Source organism: Geobacter sp. OR-1, from assembly GCF_000813145.1.
Lineage (GTDB): Bacteria > Desulfobacterota > Desulfuromonadia > Geobacterales > DSM-12255 > Geoanaerobacter.
This window is the reverse complement of sequence record NZ_BAZF01000022.1, coordinates 53,210-70,180: the sequence shown is the minus strand read 5'-3', so window position 1 is coordinate 70,180 and position 16,971 is coordinate 53,210. Positions and strand designations below refer to the sequence as shown.

Sequence of the window (16,971 nt, the reverse complement as noted above, 5' to 3'; positions counted from 1 at the left end):
CATGTTTTTCAGTGCAAATGGTGATCGGTTTCAAGAAGTCCATCAAGATTTGGTGAGGTTGGTATTGAACCGCTTGGACAATGGCCTCCACCCCCGGATCAGAATCTATACTTTTCTGAATACATCCCCCCGGTTTCGTCAAACAGGAATATCTGGGTTAATGACGTTTGGCGTAGGGCATAAATTGTTTAGCGAAATTGCGTCGTGCCCTTTAGGGTATGTAATGACTATTGATTCCCCACCACCTGACCCAAGACTAGTGGATATTTCCTATTTTGCGGATTACAGATTCAATGATTGGAAAGATATCCCTCTAAGATTGCCAATTCTGCCTGTTTACACCGCGTTTCCTGGCGATTATAGACCGCGAGAAGAAGTTGCTTCATTACTACAGCGAAATGAGAGTTGATAAGAGGATATAAATGGCACGAGGAAGAAAAAAGAACGAGAACGGCGATAACTACGGCAAGACCCTGGCCACCCAGCAGTCTGTCAACCAGGCTGTCAAAGGCATCTGCGACATCATGCGTCGTTCCAACTGCCAGGGTGCAATGCAGTACGTCCCGGAACTATCATGGATGCTGTTTCTGCGCATCCTGGATGACCATGAGACCCGCGAGGGCGAAGAGATGGAGGCGCTGGGATTGGAGTTCAGCCCATCTCTGGAAACTCCATACCGCTGGCAGGACTGGGCGGCACCATACGACGAAACCGTCACCGTGTTCCACGACGGCAATCGCAAGCAAGGCTGGAAGCGAAAAGAAAAACACGCCGACGGCAGTTCCGGCGACTTCTTCCGCTTCGTTAACGGCGAACTGCTGCCGTACCTGAAAGAGCTGGAGACGAAACCGGGAGCCACACCCCGTCAGAAGGTCATCAGCGAGATCATGTCCAGCGTGGAGCGCACCAGAATCGACACCGAGCGGAACTTCTGCGAGATCCTGGACAAGGTACACGGCATCAGCGTGGAGAGTGTGGACGACACACATGTGTTCACCATTTCCCAGGTATTCGAGGGGCTGCTGCTTAAGATGGGAGAGAAGGGGAATGACGGCGGCCAGTTCTTCACCCCCCGCGAAGTGATCCGGGCAATGGTGCGGGTCATCAATCCGCAGGTGGGCGATACCGTCTACGATCCCGGCTGTGGCACCGGCGGTTTTCTGGCTCAGAGCTACGAGTACATGCGGGCGGCACTCGGAACCGAAGCCAAGGCCGAACAGATCGACACCCTCAAGCACGGTACGTTCTTCGGCAGGGAGAAAGACGACGTCGCCTATCCTATCGCTCTTGCCAACCTGGTGCTGCATGGCATCGACCAACCGAACCTATGGCATGGCAACACCTTGACCAATGAGGCAGTCTACGACGGCCTGTTCGCCACGGCTCCAGCACAATTCGACGTGGTGCTGACCAACCCACCGTTCGGCGGCAAGGAGGGGAAGGCGGCGCAGACCAACTTCGCCTACAAGACCGGCGCAACCCAGGTGCTGTTCCTGCTGCACATCATCGACCACCTGAAGGACGGTGGACGCTGTGGCATCGTTCTGGACGAGGGAGTACTGTTCCGCACCAACGAAACCGCTTTCGTGCAGACCAAGCGCAAGCTGCTGGAGGAGAACAACCTGTGGTGCATCGTCAGTCTCCCCGGCGGTGTGTTCACGGCGGCAGGCGCGGGCGTCAAGACCAACCTGCTCTTCTTCAAGAAGGGCGAGCATACTGAAAAGATCTGGTACTACGATCTGTCAGGCATCAAGGTCGGCAAGAAGACCCCGATGACCCTGGACAAGTTCGAGGAGTTCTTCCGGCTACTGCCGACATGCGGCGACAGCGAGCAGAGCTGGACCATCGACATGGTGGCCCGGAAGCAGAAGGCAACCGAAGAGGCCGAAACGTACAAGCAGCAGGCCAACAAGAAGGAGCGAGAGGCCTCCCATTGGTCCGATAAGGCCAAGGAGCTGAAGAAGGCCAAGCCGACCGACGACAAGGCTATAACCGAAGCACTGCAGAAAGCGGCGGAACTGGCCAAGGAAGCCAGGGAACAGGCAGCCAAGGCGGAAGAGATCGAGAACGCCGTCTACGACCTGAAGGCGGTCAACCCCAACGCCAAGGCAGAAGAGGACAAGCGGACCCCGGAACAGCTGCTGGGCTTCATTGAGGCCAAGGGGCGGGAGATCGCTGAGGCGCTGGCGGTGCTGCGGGGATAGCTTGTCTGCAAGTCGGCTGGGAGCATACAAAAAACGGGCAAGAGCCATGATAGCTCTTGCCCGTCGTCGTTTCGGTGGGGTAAGGTGGGGTGTGGGGTGGCGACACTGTCGGCGACACCCACCGTTTTCCCGCTGAGCCACCCGTTCCCGACACAAATTCCCTTTTCTGATCTGGGGGAATCTTCAGTTGTGATAGTTCATGTCAGCCAAGCGAATATAGAGAGCCCCCGCGCTTATGGCGCGAGGGCATCAAGAGTGAAGCTGGGGGAGAACTAGGGGTGATCTCAGTCGTGCCAGTAGATGTCCTCGAACTCAATCCCCCAGCGGTTAAACTGCGGAATCCAGGCAAGATAACCCAAACAATCAAACATGTGGCCCTTCCTAACAGTGACAAGGTTTTTCAGTCTAATTCCGCGACCGAGCAAAAGGTGACTCATCCCTGCTTTGGACAGAGGACGCATCTCGCCCCAGCGTCTAAAGTAGTGCTTGTTCAACGAGAAGCGGCACTTGCCTTTAAAAAGATTGGTACAGTAATATTTTTGTTTGCCGTCCAAAACTTCGCTGTGGCATTGAGGGCAGGAGCCGATAACCTCTGGCTTTGTTGTGTTTCGGTATATTTTTACTGACATCTGTATTCTCCTTTTTTCTCTGCAGTCCAAGGTGCAGAGGTAATGGTGTTAAATATCATCATCGTCATCATCACAATGGGAACCGGATTCCAGGGTCACTGAGGCATCGGCATCATTCTTCTGAAGATCGGCGGTAAGGAATGATTTAGTGATGCAGTAGAACCGGGTCTCTTGGCCGCTGGATATTCGCAACTTCGCCTTCAACCTGCCCCCTTCATTGCAGAAGAGGAACTTCTGCCGACGCAGCTCCTTGGCGACCTCGATGATATTACTGGAGGTGCAAGCTGCTGCTAACTGTGAATCGGTGAACGCAAAGATCTGCCGAGAACTGTCGCGGAATCCCTTGGGATTCGCCGCTTGTGTTTCGCTGAACGTGGGTAGCGATGCCCCGGTGCGGACGAGGAAGTCCTGGAGTTGGACCAAAGACCGCTGCACGTCAGTGACCGTGGGCCGGTATGTGAGCCATGTGTCCACCACTTCCGCAACACACTCGTCAATCTCGTCGATAGTATACGGCAGCACCTTAGCCTCAACGGCAGCATGTCCGGCAATTCTGACTGCGGCGAACCGCCGAATCGCTCGTTCCTGCAGGGGCGTAGCGGTAGCAGGAATCATTTCCCGCGTAAACTCCTCGTGGGCAGCGCGGAGGTCTGCTATAACCTCCTCCGGATCATCCTGGAGCTGAGCCACCAAAAAGTTGAGGAAGGCGCGGCCTGCGGTCCCGTAGTAGGTTGCACACCGCGACTTTATAAGGCCGCTGAATTCGCCGGAAGTCATACCTTTAGGCGGGTTAGGGAACATATTTGTGATTGGGATGTCGATCAGACGAACCAACATACCAGCCTTTGCCCTACCGCCCTTTCGCTCTATGGCTTCGACCATTCCCATTTCGCCGCTGGAGATTATATTCCCGCGCCAGGAACTGACATTCTTCAACCGCCGCTGGCTGTCCATTGCCCCCTTTCCGCGCCCGCCAGCGAGGAGATAAAGGTCACTGCCAAGGTCGTTTCCGGCATAAAGGCCGACCTCGTCGAGGGCCGTGAGCGCATCTGTGTGAGCTGCAGCAATACCCTCGATGGCATTGCTCGTCAGGTTCCACTGCTGAAGATAGGATTTGCCAGAGTCAGAAGCCGGGCTGCAACCGCAGCCATAGGTGCTGGCAGCGATCTGGAGTCCGGTAGTCTTGCCGACGCTGGAACCTCCCATCAGGTTCACCCCCCCTCCATCCATCCCCAATACCTTAAGCAGAGGTCCGAGGAAGGAAAAGATTAAGCAAAACATGGCAAGGGCATTTCCCCGAAGTGGTTCTGCGACATTACATTGCCACTCCTTCAGTCTTCCGGACGAGGTCATGCTTGCGATAGTGGGCGATGTGCCTTGTATCTCCAGGTGGATCGGCTCCCCGGAGTCCCCGGCCTGCCAGTGTGGCTGTATATAGATCCAGCTGTTTTCGAGCCACCCGGTCCGGAGAACCCGAAGGAACCGTTTCGATGGGAGGTTACTTAGCAGGAAGAACATGAAAATTTTGCTTGTGTTCGGCAGCAGTCGCAACCCGTGGGCTAGAAACTTGCGGATAACCTGTTTTGGGCTCGTGTGCATGTCGGCAACAGTGTGAGTCGTGGAATGCTTTTTTCCGTCGAAATCCTTGTGGGAGTGATGAACAGACCACTCAACAGACCCCTCCAAATGGCTCATTGCCTCAGCTTGAACATACCCGCCCTCGACGACTATGATCTCGCCTCCGGATTTGTCGAGGGTGGTCAGGTCGCCATCATCGTAGGCAAAGAAACCACCTGGTAGCTTCCTTTTTGATGTTTCTTGTGACATAACTTCTCCTTTTTTGTGTGACTGGTAGCGGCGCTGCTGACGCCGCCGCCAGGGAAATTCGCTGCAATGAGTAAAGGCAGTAACCTTGCGTCTCTCAGCTGGAGTCGATTTTCGTCATCCTGCACCTCCAAATGAAAAACCCGCACATGACGAAAAGCCATGGCGGGTTTAGGATTTAAGGGACAAAAATTGCCCCTACATATATAGTTCTATGAAAAGTGCAGGAAAATGTGAGAAAGCTTTTATCTTGCTTCGGGGCTGCCGTAGGGTCGCTTCAAATCACAAGAAGAAATGGTCCTGTTTCTGCAACGGCTGCTGCGTGAAGGATACCGCGCCTTGAACTCTTTGCCATCTGCAGTAGGGTGATGTGGGGCGTGGGGTAGAGCGAGCGTGGGCAATAAGTCGTGTGGTTCCGGCCTGCTGTCCCGCCAGAGCCGGTGGGGGGAGCTGGAAGCCCTCCGGGCTGCCTGTCGGAACGCACAGCGGGGCGTCAGCCCACGGGCTTCCGCCAGCAGTTCGGCCCGAGGTCAGACCCGGTGGGCACCCGGAGTACCCGCCCAGTGGCCCGTCCCGATTCCGGGTTCGGTCCCCCCGATTTTCCGCCCTAGGACGAGCTGGCTCCCTCCTGGAGCCAGCTTCGACCCCGGCACGAATCCGCGCTGGTGGCGCGGCAGATTACCCCGGCTGATTCCCACCTTTCCGGCTTTCCTGTATCTTGCGTGATAGCACCTGTTCAAGGAGTGGTGCGGTGCGATAGGGTCTGTCGCCGGACCGACAAAAAAGCTTCGGTCCATCTACGGTCCAGTGAGGGCAGGTGGATCGAAAGGGGTTTGACTAACGCATTGAAAAGTATAGGTGATGAGCGAACTTTCCTGTTCATCGCTATAACCATTGGAAACTATATGGTTTTCGGGTAAAACAACTTCTGCGAAAAAAGCCTTTACTCTTGTATCTGCTTGATATAAATTGCAAAAGCTGCGGACAAGATATGTCATTCTAACGACTTTTAATCAGGTGGTCGTTGGTTCGACCCCAACGCGGCTCACCATAAATTCAGGGGATTGGGTATAAGCCTAATCCCCTTTTTATTCTTTACTCTTTGGACTAGTAGCTCAGCTGGTAGAGCAGGCGACTCTTAATCGTCAGGTCGTAGGTTCGAACCCTACCTGGTCCACCAATAACAAAGGTGCTTGGCATGCAGCCAGGCACCTTTTTTTAATTTAGTATATGATCAGTTTGTCGAGCGATTTCTGAAGAAGAGAGATACGAGAAGAGCAAAGGCAATCCCAGCAAGTGCGGCGACCTTGCCGGAATTCGGCACACCTGCAGCAGTTGCAGCAATTCCCCATGATTGCACCAATGCGCCGCCCAGAAACATTCCGGCGACCGCCATCCCGGCATCGGCATCCCCTTCGCCTGCTTTGACAAGCTGACGAAATGGACACCCACCGATCATGACTGATATCCACCCGACCAGCAACATCCCCAGAAAGCTCCAGAAATGTTCAAGGTGGGCACCAGGTTGCCCGTAAAGGGAAACCCGCATGCCGCCGGTTGCAATGCTGACAATAATGGCGGAAACGGCAAAGGCGGCAAATCCGGCGAGTTGAGGAGCTCTTTTTCCCATGAGGATTATGTCACGAAGGCTTCCCGTAATACAGAAACGGCTTCGCTGGGCAATGGCCCCGATGAAAAGTCCGGAAGCCAGAGAGATAAAGACTGGCGCGTGCCGGGACGAACTTCCCTCCGTAGAGGCAATGACAAAAGGTGGCGGGATAATGACAAAGATGAACAGAAGCACGAACAGAAGTGGAATCAGGAAACCGTTGACGGAATTGGTTTCCTGTTGTGGCCCCAGGTCGACTCCTCGGGCAAGAAGCTGAAGCCCGATCCAGACCCCTGAAACAAGCCCCGCAGCAGCGATAAGAGCTGTAAGATCCCCTGCGCACAGCCGTAGCAGCATTTTTATCGGACAGCCGACGAAAATTGCGCAGCCGACTATCAGGAATAGGCCGGAAAAAAGTCGCAGAACCGGAGCGTTTCCTCCCCGTGGCCTGAACTCCCCTGCTGCAAATGCGCTTAAAACGGCACCGAGGACAAAACCGGGAAGCTCGGGGCGGAGATACTGCAAGCGGGCATTTCCGTGAAGGCCAAGTGCGCCGGCACTGTTTTCCATGAAACAGGAAATGCAGATCCCGGAGTTTTCAGGGTTCCCCCACACAGAAAGAAGGACACCCAACAAACCCATTGAGATCCCTGTGATTATGATTATCCAACTGTGGCGGCTCATCGTTACTCGCACCCCCCTGCCAAACGGCTCTGGAGGTAGCGAATATCGTTGATGCGCGACTGTGGAGAGCTGCCAGGGTTTGGCTTTGAAAGCTCGGCCTCCACGAGGCGACTTATTGCGGCTCTTTTTGACAGTGGGCTGTTTTTGTCAACATAGCCACCTTCAAGCTTTACCCCTTGAGCAAAACTTGAAGCGGCTTCGGCAGGCGCTCCCATAGCGGAGAGAAGTTCGCCACGGAGGATGTATGCGTGCGGGTCGGCAGGATAGGATCTGGATATTTCTTCCAGTTTGAGCAATGCCTGTTGATTCTGGCCCAATTTGATAAGGGTTTCTACCGGCTCATAACGTCTCTGGATGATTAAAATGCGAGCTTCACGGAGGAGTTTCTGGTCATTAGCTCTCCCGCCTGTCATCTGGGTCTCAGCCGATTGGTTGCTGGCCGGCAGGAATGAGAGCGCCAACGTCGCGGCAACAACCGCTATTAATACGATCCAAAGGGATCTATCCAGGTTGTCGTGAGTCATTTCGTCAGAATTTTTGATAGGGAGGCATGTTGACCCGTTTTGCCATATTACGTATGCCATCATACTCGGAATCGGGCAGAATTTCGTAACCATCGATCCAGGACGACTTCATTACCTTGACGCGTTCGCCGTCGACTTCTGCAGTATCCGTAGGTTTAAGGGCCATTAGTGCATCGCGGACTTTTTTGGTCAGTTCGGGATCGGTTCCTTTGGGCGCGGCAAAGGTGCAATACGGGATTAGCGGGCCTTGGGCTATGACCACGAAATCATCGGGAGAAATTTTCCCGTCCCTGGTCATGACTTCCAGATCCAGGACCGGTGCGGCTGCAGCGTCATACTGGCCGAAAAGCACCCCGTAAATGACCTTTTCGTGTTTATGGGAGCCAGTGGGGATCGTATAATGAGCCAGATCCGACTCGGGATTGATCCCGCCGCTCAGCATGAGATCATACTCAGCCAGGTAGCCGGTCGGGGCAAGCATTGGCCCAAAAGCAAGGCGTTTCCCCTTCAGGTCGGAGATTTTGTTGATGCCGCTCCCCTTTTTTGCGATCAAGGATCCGGCTGTTCTGCTGCCAAACTGGCCCCGTTTTTCCGTAGCGATGAGATTAACCCCATAGCGTTCTTTGAGAACTACATAAAGAAGAGAATTGGTGTGGGTTATGGCAAATTCGCCAGATTTGAAACGAGTCTCGAATTCGTGGGTATCCACCGGCACGGCAACAAAATTCACGCCGACCTTGTCCGAGAGATAACGGGTAAGGGGGAGGAATCTTTTCAGAGTTTCCTCAGTGTTGTTGCAGTTCATGTAACCGATTTTGTAAGTCGGCCGCCCTTTGGCGTTTTCGCAGGAGGCACACATGAGAACTGCCAGTGAAAGTAAAATAAATACAGGAATATGGCTAAGGAAGGAGTATGTTATTTTTCGCATTGCGAGAGTATAGCAAACCGGATTGCTTATTGGAAGAAATTTGAAGAGTTGAAAGCAGCCTGCTCCTCCGGCTTGAGGGGGCTGGATTATTGATGTACAATACGTTTTCGGCTCTGTTATTGGGATTGTCACAAAATTTCTTACATAGCTTCGTGCAAATGCGGCCACTTTGTTGTAACACTGAGTTATCGTCATGAAGCGCCACTCGAATCCTACTGTTTATTGGAGGGTTGTGTTGAAAGTTCTGCGGGTCTGGATGAGGTTACTGTCTTTCGTGGTGGCATTGCTCGGAGTATTTGCCGTCAACTCTGCGCGGGCGCAGGTGCTGACGGAGGACACGGTTTGGAGTGGCGATATCAATGTGTATGACGATATTGTGGTGCCCAAAGGGGTAGTGCTTACTGTGCAGCCGGGCACAAAGGTCAGGTTTTCTCAGGCAGAGAGCACAAAAACCGACCCGGAATATATTTCCCCACTCACGGAATTGACGATCAGAGGGACGCTTCGCATCGAAGGGACTGAGGCGGCACCGGTCGAATTGTTCGGAGAAAACGGAACTGCTGGAAGTTGGGGCGGGGTGCTCATCGATGGCGGGTCCGCATCGATGAATCATTGTACTGTGCGGCATGCTGAGAATGCCGTCCAGCTGTTTGCCGGGACTGTCGTGCTTAACCGAACAGTGCTGAACAAGAATCGTTACGGGCTGGTGGCCCAGGGCAAAGGGAGCCGTGTACGGATGGATGGCACCGTTATCCGGGAAAACGACTATGGCCAGGTGTCGATCGGCGGAGCTGAGATAATTGCCAACGGATCTTCTGTTGCCGCGAACGCGAAGCGCGATCGATTTGAATGGGCTGGCGGTGAAGCTGCTTCATCCTTTGACCTGTACTTGCCAAAGCAAGGGCAGTCAATAACCAGGGTCTATAAGGATGAGGTTCTTAAAGGGGAGACGGTCTGGAGAGGGCGGGTCGAGATCAATGGTCAGGTCAGGGTGCCGGAAGCTTCGAGACTGGTAATCATGCCCGGAACCATTGTTGAGTTCCACCGGCGTGATACCAATGGCGATGGCATTGGCGAAAACGGCTTGCTGATACAAGGCGTTTTGATTGCCAAGGGGACCAGGCAGGAGCCGATCTTTTTCCGGTCTGCCGAAAAAAAACCTACCATTGGGGACTGGGATTCGATCAATCTGATGAACAGCGATGGCGTGCAGAACCTGATTGAATACTGCCAGATTGAAGATGCCTATCGGGGGGTACACTTTCATTTTTCCAATGTCAAGGTTAGCCGGTCCGTATTCAGAAACAGTTATCGCGGGATACAGTTCCAGGAGTCCCAGGTAGAGATTCTCAACAACCGGTTCTATGGCAACAAAAGTGCAGTTCAGGGGAGAGATTCGGATATCCTGTTTGCCGGCAATCTGGTACAGAAAAATCTCAGAGGGGTAAATATTTTCCGGGCCGCTGTGACTGTTAGTGGTAATCGGTTTTCCGGCAATGCCATCGATGGCTTGAGAATACGGGATTCCGGGGTGTCTATCCGGGGAAATGTCTTTGATGGCAACCGCTACGGTCTTATGGCCCAGGATACCAACTACGGCAAGTACACGTCGAATCTGGTATCGGATAATGCCGAACTCGGGTTTTCACTCAAAAATATCGACAACCTTGAGATCAGCAATAATTATTTTTCGGGAAACGGCGGGAACGGGATCAGCCTCCAGGAAGTGCGGGCGCTTATCAGGGATAACTCGTTCACCGACAATAGAGAGCGCGGGATAGGCATCATATCGTTTGACGGCGTCATTACCGCCAACAACTTCTCGGCAAACGGCCTCTATGCCATCGATCTTGAGTCTTCTGCGGATGTTACGGCACCGGGCAACTGGTGGGGAGGCGAGCGTCCTGACAAGGTTGTCTTTGACGGCGCTGATATCGCCGGGCGCGGCAAGGTTGATACACGAGGGCCAAGCGAGACCCCGCTCCCTATTGTCTGGCCGATTGCCGATATCCCGGTCGACGTTGTCTGGCGCGGAGCCATATCAACCGGCTCTGTTACTGTGCCCTCCGGAGTGACGCTTGATATTGCTCCCGGCACCAAGGTCTTTCTCGGGGCAGATGCCAGTATTCTTGTCAGAGGTAAATTGCGGGCAAAAGGGGAGCCTGGCCGCCGTATCTCCTTTACATCCGCAGAGCCGGTCCGGCCCGGATTCTGGGGGGAGATACTGCTTGAGCGTGCGGCCGACAGCGTTGTCGAAAATTGTGATTTCAGGGGGGCTTCGTGGGCTTTGCACAGTCATTTCACCAATCTTGTTGTTGCGGACAGCCGTTTTGAAACTAACAATGGCGGCATTCGTTTCCGTAGCGGTCCTTTGACCATCACCCGATCGCAGTTCAAGGGTAATGAAATCGGCATCCGATCGTATCGTGGGGTGGCGTTGATTGCCGGCAATGAGATAACCGGCAATGAAATAGGGATTTTTGTCCGTGAAAAGGGGAGCGGGCTGGATATTCGCAATAACGACCTATCCGCAAATGGAAGTTACGCAATTCGGATAGGAGACTTTAACGATGAGGATGTCAAAGCAGCCAATAACTGGTGGGGTGAGGCTGATCCCGGAAAATTCATTTTCGATGCCCGCCAGGAAGCCGGCATCGGATTTGTCAAATATGAGCCGGCGCTGACAACGAAGCCGATTGCAGCTGTAAAGGAGTAACTGGATGGGTAAGTTCTTTTTCCTGTTTGTCGCGATTCAGTTTTGTATGTCAGGAGCCGCTTGGGGCGCAACCGGCCAATTGCAGGGAACTATTGTTGATGAATCGGGAAAGCCGGTTGCCGGGGCAGAGCTGTTTCTGTACGACTCGGTCAAGACGAAGCGCCCAGCGGACTACATCTCAGCCAAAACGGGACCGGACGGCAGGTTTGTCATGAAGGTGCCGTCTGCAGTTTACTGGGGGGTGGCGCGTGTACGCCACAGCGATAAATATGGCCCTCTGCTCGCAGGCGATCTACACTCGGGCGAGCCTTTGGAGATAGACCTCTCGGAAAAGGCCCAAGATATTTCATTCACGGTGGCGGATATTCAGGAGTTGTCGAGAGCGAAGGAAAAGAGCCAAAAATCACTGTCTCGTTTAGAGGGGAGAGTTACCGATCAAAACGGGCAGCCGCTTGCGTTGGCAAGCGTATATGTATGGAATGAACCCCTGAGCGAAAGGCTTCCGGATCTGATCTCGGCATGGACTGAGCAAAACGGGGAGTATTCCCTGCATCTGCCGCCGGGGAAATATCTGGTGATGGCGGCGACGGCTTTCCCTCCACCCGTATCAGAAGGGCATTTAGAGAGGCTGACAATTTCCGCAGACCAGAAAAATGTTGCTTTAAATTTGCAAGTCATTAAAATGGAGGCTGATTCAACAGTCGAAGCCGTCAAAATAAATGCAGATGGCATTTCTCTGGATGACGAATAGCCAGATAACTTTCTGGCTCAAGAAAGAGAGAAGTTTTGTATGAAGAGAATAGTTTTAATGCTTGTCCTGGCCATGTTGCTTTCTTTTTCCACTCAAGCAACAGCCTGTGTCGGTAAGGTTCTGTACATTGGCATTGCCAACTCTCCAACAGAACAGCTCATCGCAGAAATGGTGGCTGTTCTCGTTACCGAGAGAACCGGGACATCTGTTAAAATAGTTTCTTTCAAGGATGCGAAAGCGGTTTACGCTGCCGCAAGAAAAGGTGAAATCGGGCTTTTAATCGAAAACCGCGACCGGGCCTTTGACATGATCGGCAAACCGCGCGATAACAACTCCAGGACTGCCCAGGAGACCCTGCGGCGTGAATACCAGAAAACGCTGAATATGGTCTGGCTTGATTCGTTAGGCGGAAGCCCCCCTTATGCTCCGGTGCTGTCGACTGACACCCTGAGTTCCCTCCCCGCACTCCCGAAGCTTCTCAACAAGCTTTCCGGGATACTTACCGAGGATGCTTACAACAAGCTGGTCAAGTCTGCAAAGTCGGATGAAAAGCCAAAGAAGGTGGCACGGGACTTTCTTAAGGCAAAACGGCTGATATAGCCTGCCCTCTCATGTTCGAACGATTCTGGAGCCTCCTGACATCCACACGGTTTGCGCTTGCCCTGTTCGGGGTCCTTTCGGTGCTGGCGCTTCTCGGAACCCTGCCCGGGCTTGAGGTCGTTTATCACCACCCTGTTTTTAGAACGCTGGTCGGTCTGCTCGGTTTTTCCACTCTTGCCTGTACTCTCCAAAAAAGGAAAAGCCTCAAGTGGCATGTCCTTGTTATTCATTCCGGCGTCGTTATTACCTTGATCGGCGGAATGGTGAGCTGGCTCGGGTATGTCGCCACAGTTAATGCTTATGAAGGTGATAAGATTGACACCTTTTTCCGGTGGGATATAGAAAAAGATGTGCCGCTCGGGTTCTCTATGATTATAAAGCGGATCAATACCGATTTTTACCCAGTGCCGGTCAAGGTCGGTATTATGCATGGCACGGAAAAAAAGGAGCTCTTCATCCTGAAGACCGGCGAATCTTTCCAGTTAGGCCAGTTCAGGGTTCGGGCGGACCGTCTTGAGCCGAAGTCAGAGAAGCTTAGCCTGACAGTATTCAGAAATGGCGAAAAAATTGGATCGGCTGATACCGATGGTGTTGCGGCTCTGCCGCCCGATTTCCCGTACAGTTTCAAACTGGTTGCCTATCAAGAGCCTGTGCTTAAGCGGATGTGGGTGGATTTGAGCCTGTCCAGCAATGGCCGGACATTGGCTGAGGGGTCAAGTGAGGTCAATGCCCCTATGCACTGGAACGGGCTTTCGTTTTTCCATACCCAGGTTGCGTTTGATCCTTCCGGAAGGCAATATGCAGGAATCCAGATAGTAAAGGATCCCGGCATGCCTCTTGTTTTTGCCGGTATGATTGTGACATCTCTGGGTGGCTTGTTTGCGTTTGCACGCAGAAAGGTTTGGCATTGAAGCTGTTTGCTATGAAACAGGAAGAAACCTGCCAGGTCCATGGCGGTCAGTCCAGAACGGCCAACAGGATGCTGCTGGTCATGATAGCGGCCTCTCTTACGTTAATCATATGGCATGTCTGGGCTTATGGCCCCACAGGGCATCAGGCAAAAGTCGCACCGGTAGAGAGCTCGTTCCCGGTCCTGGTCGGGGGAGAAATATGGGATCTGCTCTTCAATAAAAAGGGGATAGTTGCCGAGCTGTGGGAAGTCTTTCCGTATTTTGTCGTGGGAATCCTGCTTGCAGGGTACCTTCGCACCTACAAGATAGCGGTAAAACTTCAGGCAACCCTGAGGAAATACGGTGTTGCCAGTGTATTCCTGGCATCGTTCGTCGGAATAATAACTCCGCTTTGCGCGTGCGGCACACTGACTACGGCCATCAGTCTTATTTTTGCAGGGCTGCCTCTTGCTCCGGTTATGGCACTTATGGTGACTTCTCCGTTGCTGAGCCCCTCCACTTATCTTCTGACCTTGAATGACCTTGGTCCCGAATGGACCGTGATCAGGACTGTTGCGGCATATTCCATGGGAATCTTTGCCGGACTTATCACCCATTATTTGAGCAGACATGGGTTTGAGACCAAAAATCTTTTTATCGACGGCGCGATAACCAGGGGTGATTTTCATGACGAGGATTATCCCGATGAGCGGTTCAAGTGCAACTGCCGCCGGAATTTCGGCAACCGGGTGGCGGTCCGGACTGATAACAAGTTCCTGATCTTCCTGGCAAAGTCGTCAGAAATGCTCTGGATGGTGGGGAAGTATATTATAGTCGGAGTGGCAATAGGTGCCGTGGTTGAAAGATATATGCCCGGGGACTGGATCTATCGCTTTTTCGGCCAGAGAGACCCGCTGAATATCCTCTGGGTGACCCTGGGATCTGTGCCGATGTTTCTGCATCAGGTCAGCGCATCGAGTATTCTTTCCCATATCAAGGGTTCGCTGAGCGGTACCCTAGATGGTGGCGCGGCCCTGGCCTTCATGGTCGGTGGACCGGTAACTGCCGTCCCCACGATGATCATGTTCTGGACGATTTTCAAGAAGCGGGTCTTCGTGCTGTACCTGTTTGTCTGCCTGGCCGGCACAATAATCATTTCCTACGCGTTTCAGGCGTTTGTTTTCGTGCCGGGCGTAGATACCGGCAATGAACTGTTGCGCGGCGTCAGTCGGTTGTCAGGCGGCAAATCTGCGGTAGTGACAAAGCAGGACAACAATGTGCGAATGGTTATGGATCCGGGCGGAAAAGGACTCATTGCCACATTCCGTAACGAACTTGACGGTCAGGGCGGAGTTGTATTTGATGCCGGATATGAACGTTTTTGGGCCGGCGCGGCAGATATGCACGATAACAGGAGATACGTAGCGAATGTTGCCAGATGGCTGCAGGATAGTGGTAATGCCCAGGCTAATACCGGCATTCTTATTTATGATGCCTCTTCCGGAACGAATGAGATTCTGAGCAGAAATACCATCGCCGAGCTTACCCAAGCCGGTTTCAAGGTAAAGATTGTCCGAAAGACCGAATCACCGAAAATAACCGCTGCCTTTCTTGCCGATTATGGACAGTTGTGGCTCCTGTTTGGCGGCGAGTCGAGTCTGACGGACGCTGAGATCAAAACGGTCACGCAGTTTAACGGCGATGGGAAAGGGATGCTGGTGATTGCCGGCGCTGCGGCTCCGGTTTCAGGATCCCTTACCGGGGTAAACCGGCTTTCGTCCCGATACGGCGTTAGCTTTTCAGGCGTCAATGATAACAACGGGGAACTCTCCGTTGGGATGAGTTCTCGGTTGTTTGCAAACGCGTCAGAGGTTTTGGGCAGGTTTTTAAAGATTGTCCACAAGGCATAATATCAGCACTATATTAAATAATAAGGGGGATGGAGAATGAAAACTCAGGTATTGGATGCACGGGAATTGAAGAAATTCAGCGATGAAAAGCGTCATCAGGAGACGATTTGGTCGGATGATCACTCCAGGATCAGCCTTCTTTGCATGAAGCCGGGCCAGGAGGTCATAACGCATACCCATCATGGCAGCCATATCTGGACGGTCATCGAAGGGAAAGGCGAACTTGTTTCCGGAAAAGAGACCCGGACCATTGAGGTCGGGCAGATAGTTGTTGTCCCTGCTTTCGAAGACCATGGCATCCGGAACTCGTCACAGGAAAACCTGGTAATCGCCTCGATAACTGCCCAGGGTGACTGATTGATGGCCGCCAGAATAATGCGCAACCCAGATGTCCTATGGCGCGAGGAGGATGACGCCCGTGACGAGGCACAGGCTGCCCTGGAGCAGGGTGATGATGTGAGTGAGGTCGGCACATCTCTTCTATTTGCCAATGGCCAGATGGTTGTGTTGAACCTGCTCGGCACCGAGATATGGAAGCGGTGCGACAAGAAAAGTGTTGCAGAACTGACGGCTGAGCTCCTGGCAGAATTCGACGTAGAAGAGGCTATTTTGCGGGAAGACGTTTCCGGCTTCCTGGCCGAATTGGCAGAGAAAGGTTTCATCGCTTATGAGTGAAGAAGTGAAGGTTGGAGGTGGGGCTCCCGCCTGGATAATAAAGGCGCCACTCACCATCAACTGGGCGCTCAACAACAGCTGTAATTTCAAATGCAAGCACTGTTACAGCCGTGTTGATGGCAATGATGAACTGGACCTCGAGTCGCTTTGTGCTGCCATGGCCAAGGTCGCCGATATGGGGGTTCTAGCGGTCAATTTCGGCGGCGGCGAGCCTTTGCTCCGTTCCGATCTGAAGGAGGTCGCTGCCTGTGCAGCGCAGAGTGGGCTGCAGGTCTCGATGAATAGTAACGGTTATCTGATTGACCGCGAAACTGCGGTTGCTTTAAAGACGGCAGGCTTTGCCAAGATCGGCATCAGCATCGACAGTCATGTCTCCGAGCGACACGACAGTTTTCGTGGGGTTCCGGGCAGCCATGAACGGGCTTGTGCCGCTCTCGGTCACCTTGCGGATGCCGGCATAAGGACTTCCATCTCCACGGTCATCTGCAAGATCAATCATATGGACGTTGACGACCTGATCTCTTTTGCCCGAGTTCACGGCGCCCAGCAGATAAACTTCCATAACTTCAAATGTTCCGGGCTGGGGATGGCCAACCGCGACGAGCTGGACCTGTCGCCCCAGGAGTGGCGGGTTTTTTACCGAAAAGCCCTTGCTGCGAAAGAAAACGGCGCCGGGATCGACATCTCGTTCGACGACCCGATCATTGCTTCGCTCGGTCTCAAGGGCGGGGCAGGTTCTATTGTTAAGGGAAGCGTCTGCGGCAAGCTCTCGCTAAACATCAAGAGCAACGGCGACATCACCCCTTGCGGTTTTATCCCGATCGTAATCGGGAATATCGTTCGGGACGACTTGGCGGTAATCTGGCGCGAATCCCAGGTGCTGGACCGGCTCCGGCACAAGGAGCCGACCGGCAAATGCGCATCGTGCAGCTCCTATGATGAATGCCTCGGTGGCTGCAGCGCCAGGGCTCTGGCCGTAACCGGTGATTTCAACAATCCTGATCCGCATTGCTGGGAAGAGTGATTT

At 53.3% G+C, this 16,971-nt stretch carries 15 protein-coding genes and 1 tRNA gene; 11 read left to right on the top strand and 5 right to left on the bottom strand.

Going from position 1 to position 16,971, the window contains the following annotated elements:
* Both OR1_RS22905 and OR1_RS17695 read left to right on the top strand, forming a co-directional pair.
* The coding region (locus OR1_RS22905) for a hypothetical protein (RefSeq protein WP_237754343.1) at positions 1 to 409 on the top strand (409 nt) is incomplete at its 5' end.
* A gap of 13 nt (positions 410 to 422) precedes the next feature.
* Positions 423 to 2,204, top strand: a complete 1,782-nt coding sequence (locus OR1_RS17695; RefSeq protein WP_041973751.1) for an N-6 DNA methylase — start codon at positions 423 to 425, stop codon at positions 2,202 to 2,204.
* Between the two features lie 284 nt (positions 2,205 to 2,488).
* Here the strand turns inward: OR1_RS17695 and OR1_RS17690 are convergent, their stop codons facing one another.
* Positions 2,489 to 2,833, bottom strand: a complete 345-nt coding sequence (locus OR1_RS17690; protein WP_041973750.1) for a hypothetical protein — start codon at positions 2,831 to 2,833, stop codon at positions 2,489 to 2,491.
* A gap of 48 nt (positions 2,834 to 2,881) precedes the next feature.
* Positions 2,882 to 4,660, bottom strand: a complete 1,779-nt coding sequence (locus tag OR1_RS17685; RefSeq protein ID WP_041973748.1) for a DUF927 domain-containing protein — start codon at positions 4,658 to 4,660, stop codon at positions 2,882 to 2,884.
* A gap of 1,101 nt (positions 4,661 to 5,761) precedes the next feature.
* Here OR1_RS17685 and OR1_RS17680 point away from each other — a divergent pair.
* Positions 5,762 to 5,837: transfer RNA gene (locus tag OR1_RS17680), tRNA-Lys, on the top strand.
* A 54-nt stretch (positions 5,838 to 5,891) separates the two neighbouring features.
* Here OR1_RS17680 and yedE read toward each other — a convergent pair.
* From yedE to OR1_RS17665, 3 genes are all read right to left on the bottom strand, one after another.
* The gene (yedE, locus tag OR1_RS17675; protein ID WP_041973746.1) at positions 5,892 to 6,950 is read right to left on the bottom strand and encodes a YedE family putative selenium transporter; all 1,059 of its coding nucleotides are present in this window, start codon (positions 6,948 to 6,950) and stop codon (positions 5,892 to 5,894) included.
* A gap of 2 nt (positions 6,951 to 6,952) precedes the next feature.
* Complete coding sequence (locus OR1_RS17670) at positions 6,953 to 7,363, bottom strand: hypothetical protein (RefSeq protein WP_152609958.1); 411 nt, start codon at positions 7,361 to 7,363, stop codon at positions 6,953 to 6,955.
* Positions 7,364 to 7,478: 115 nt separating this feature from the next.
* Entirely contained in the window at positions 7,479 to 8,333 is an 855-nt protein-coding gene (locus tag OR1_RS17665) for a phosphate/phosphite/phosphonate ABC transporter substrate-binding protein (RefSeq protein WP_237754342.1), read from the bottom strand.
* 325 nt (positions 8,334 to 8,658) lie between these two features.
* Here OR1_RS17665 and OR1_RS17660 point away from each other — a divergent pair, with 325 nt between their 5' ends.
* The 8 genes from OR1_RS17660 to OR1_RS17625 are packed head-to-tail and all read left to right on the top strand — an operon-like array spanning position 8,659 to position 16,968.
* Positions 8,659 to 11,118 carry a right-handed parallel beta-helix repeat-containing protein gene (locus tag OR1_RS17660; RefSeq protein WP_041973768.1) on the top strand — a complete coding sequence of 820 codons (2,460 nt, stop codon included), beginning with the start codon at positions 8,659 to 8,661 and terminating at the stop codon, positions 11,116 to 11,118.
* Between the two features lie 4 nt (positions 11,119 to 11,122).
* A complete protein-coding gene (locus tag OR1_RS17655; RefSeq protein ID WP_052440610.1) occupies positions 11,123 to 11,869 on the top strand; it encodes a carboxypeptidase regulatory-like domain-containing protein in 747 nt (248 codons plus the stop codon).
* A gap of 39 nt (positions 11,870 to 11,908) precedes the next feature.
* Positions 11,909 to 12,469: a glycine betaine ABC transporter substrate-binding protein gene (locus OR1_RS17650; protein ID WP_041973740.1), complete on the top strand. Its 561-nt coding sequence runs from the start codon at positions 11,909 to 11,911 to the stop codon at positions 12,467 to 12,469.
* An 11-nt stretch (positions 12,470 to 12,480) separates the two neighbouring features.
* Positions 12,481 to 13,380 carry a hypothetical protein gene (locus OR1_RS17645; protein ID WP_041973739.1) on the top strand — a complete coding sequence of 300 codons (900 nt, stop codon included), beginning with the start codon at positions 12,481 to 12,483 and terminating at the stop codon, positions 13,378 to 13,380.
* Positions 13,381 to 13,391: 11 nt separating this feature from the next.
* On the top strand, positions 13,392 to 15,269 hold the full coding sequence (locus OR1_RS17640; protein ID WP_152609957.1) for a permease: 1,878 nt from the start codon (positions 13,392 to 13,394) through the stop codon (positions 15,267 to 15,269).
* A 36-nt stretch (positions 15,270 to 15,305) separates the two neighbouring features.
* Positions 15,306 to 15,626 (top strand): cupin domain-containing protein, encoded by a 321-nt coding sequence (locus tag OR1_RS17635; RefSeq protein WP_041973736.1) that lies wholly within the window; start codon positions 15,306 to 15,308, stop codon positions 15,624 to 15,626.
* 3 nt (positions 15,627 to 15,629) lie between these two features.
* Positions 15,630 to 15,944 (top strand): GeoRSP system PqqD family peptide chaperone, encoded by a 315-nt coding sequence (locus OR1_RS17630; RefSeq protein ID WP_041973733.1) that lies wholly within the window; start codon positions 15,630 to 15,632, stop codon positions 15,942 to 15,944.
* A complete protein-coding gene (locus OR1_RS17625) occupies positions 15,937 to 16,968 on the top strand; it encodes a GeoRSP system radical SAM/SPASM protein (protein ID WP_041973730.1) in 1,032 nt (343 codons plus the stop codon). Before OR1_RS17630 ends, OR1_RS17625 begins: the two co-directional genes overlap by 8 nt.
* Positions 16,969 to 16,971 lie beyond the last annotated feature (3 nt).

Excerpts from the sequence above, each read along its gene's own strand:
- OR1_RS17650 (WP_041973740.1), top strand. The coding sequence starts at position 11,909 with ATGAAGAGAATAGTTTTAATGCTTGTCCTGGCCATGTTGCTTTCTTTT.
- OR1_RS17660 (WP_041973768.1), top strand. The coding sequence starts at position 8,659 with ATGAGGTTACTGTCTTTCGTGGTGGCATTGCTCGGAGTATTTGCCGTC.
- OR1_RS17670 (WP_152609958.1), bottom strand. The coding sequence starts at position 7,363 with ATGACAGGCGGGAGAGCTAATGACCAGAAACTCCTCCGTGAAGCTCGC.
- OR1_RS17640 (WP_152609957.1), top strand. The coding sequence starts at position 13,392 with ATGAAACAGGAAGAAACCTGCCAGGTCCATGGCGGTCAGTCCAGAACG.
- OR1_RS17645 (WP_041973739.1), top strand. The coding sequence starts at position 12,481 with ATGTTCGAACGATTCTGGAGCCTCCTGACATCCACACGGTTTGCGCTT.
- OR1_RS17635 (WP_041973736.1), top strand. The coding sequence starts at position 15,306 with ATGAAAACTCAGGTATTGGATGCACGGGAATTGAAGAAATTCAGCGAT.
- OR1_RS17665 (WP_237754342.1), bottom strand. The coding sequence starts at position 8,333 with ATGTGTGCCTCCTGCGAAAACGCCAAAGGGCGGCCGACTTACAAAATC.
- OR1_RS17655 (WP_052440610.1), top strand. The coding sequence starts at position 11,123 with ATGGGTAAGTTCTTTTTCCTGTTTGTCGCGATTCAGTTTTGTATGTCA.
- OR1_RS17685 (WP_041973748.1), bottom strand. The coding sequence starts at position 4,660 with ATGTCACAAGAAACATCAAAAAGGAAGCTACCAGGTGGTTTCTTTGCC.
- yedE (WP_041973746.1), bottom strand. The coding sequence starts at position 6,950 with ATGAGCCGCCACAGTTGGATAATCATAATCACAGGGATCTCAATGGGT.
- OR1_RS17690 (WP_041973750.1), bottom strand. The coding sequence starts at position 2,833 with ATGTCAGTAAAAATATACCGAAACACAACAAAGCCAGAGGTTATCGGC.
- OR1_RS17630 (WP_041973733.1), top strand. The coding sequence starts at position 15,630 with ATGGCCGCCAGAATAATGCGCAACCCAGATGTCCTATGGCGCGAGGAG.
- OR1_RS17695 (WP_041973751.1), top strand. The coding sequence starts at position 423 with ATGGCACGAGGAAGAAAAAAGAACGAGAACGGCGATAACTACGGCAAG.
- OR1_RS17625 (WP_041973730.1), top strand. The coding sequence starts at position 15,937 with ATGAGTGAAGAAGTGAAGGTTGGAGGTGGGGCTCCCGCCTGGATAATA.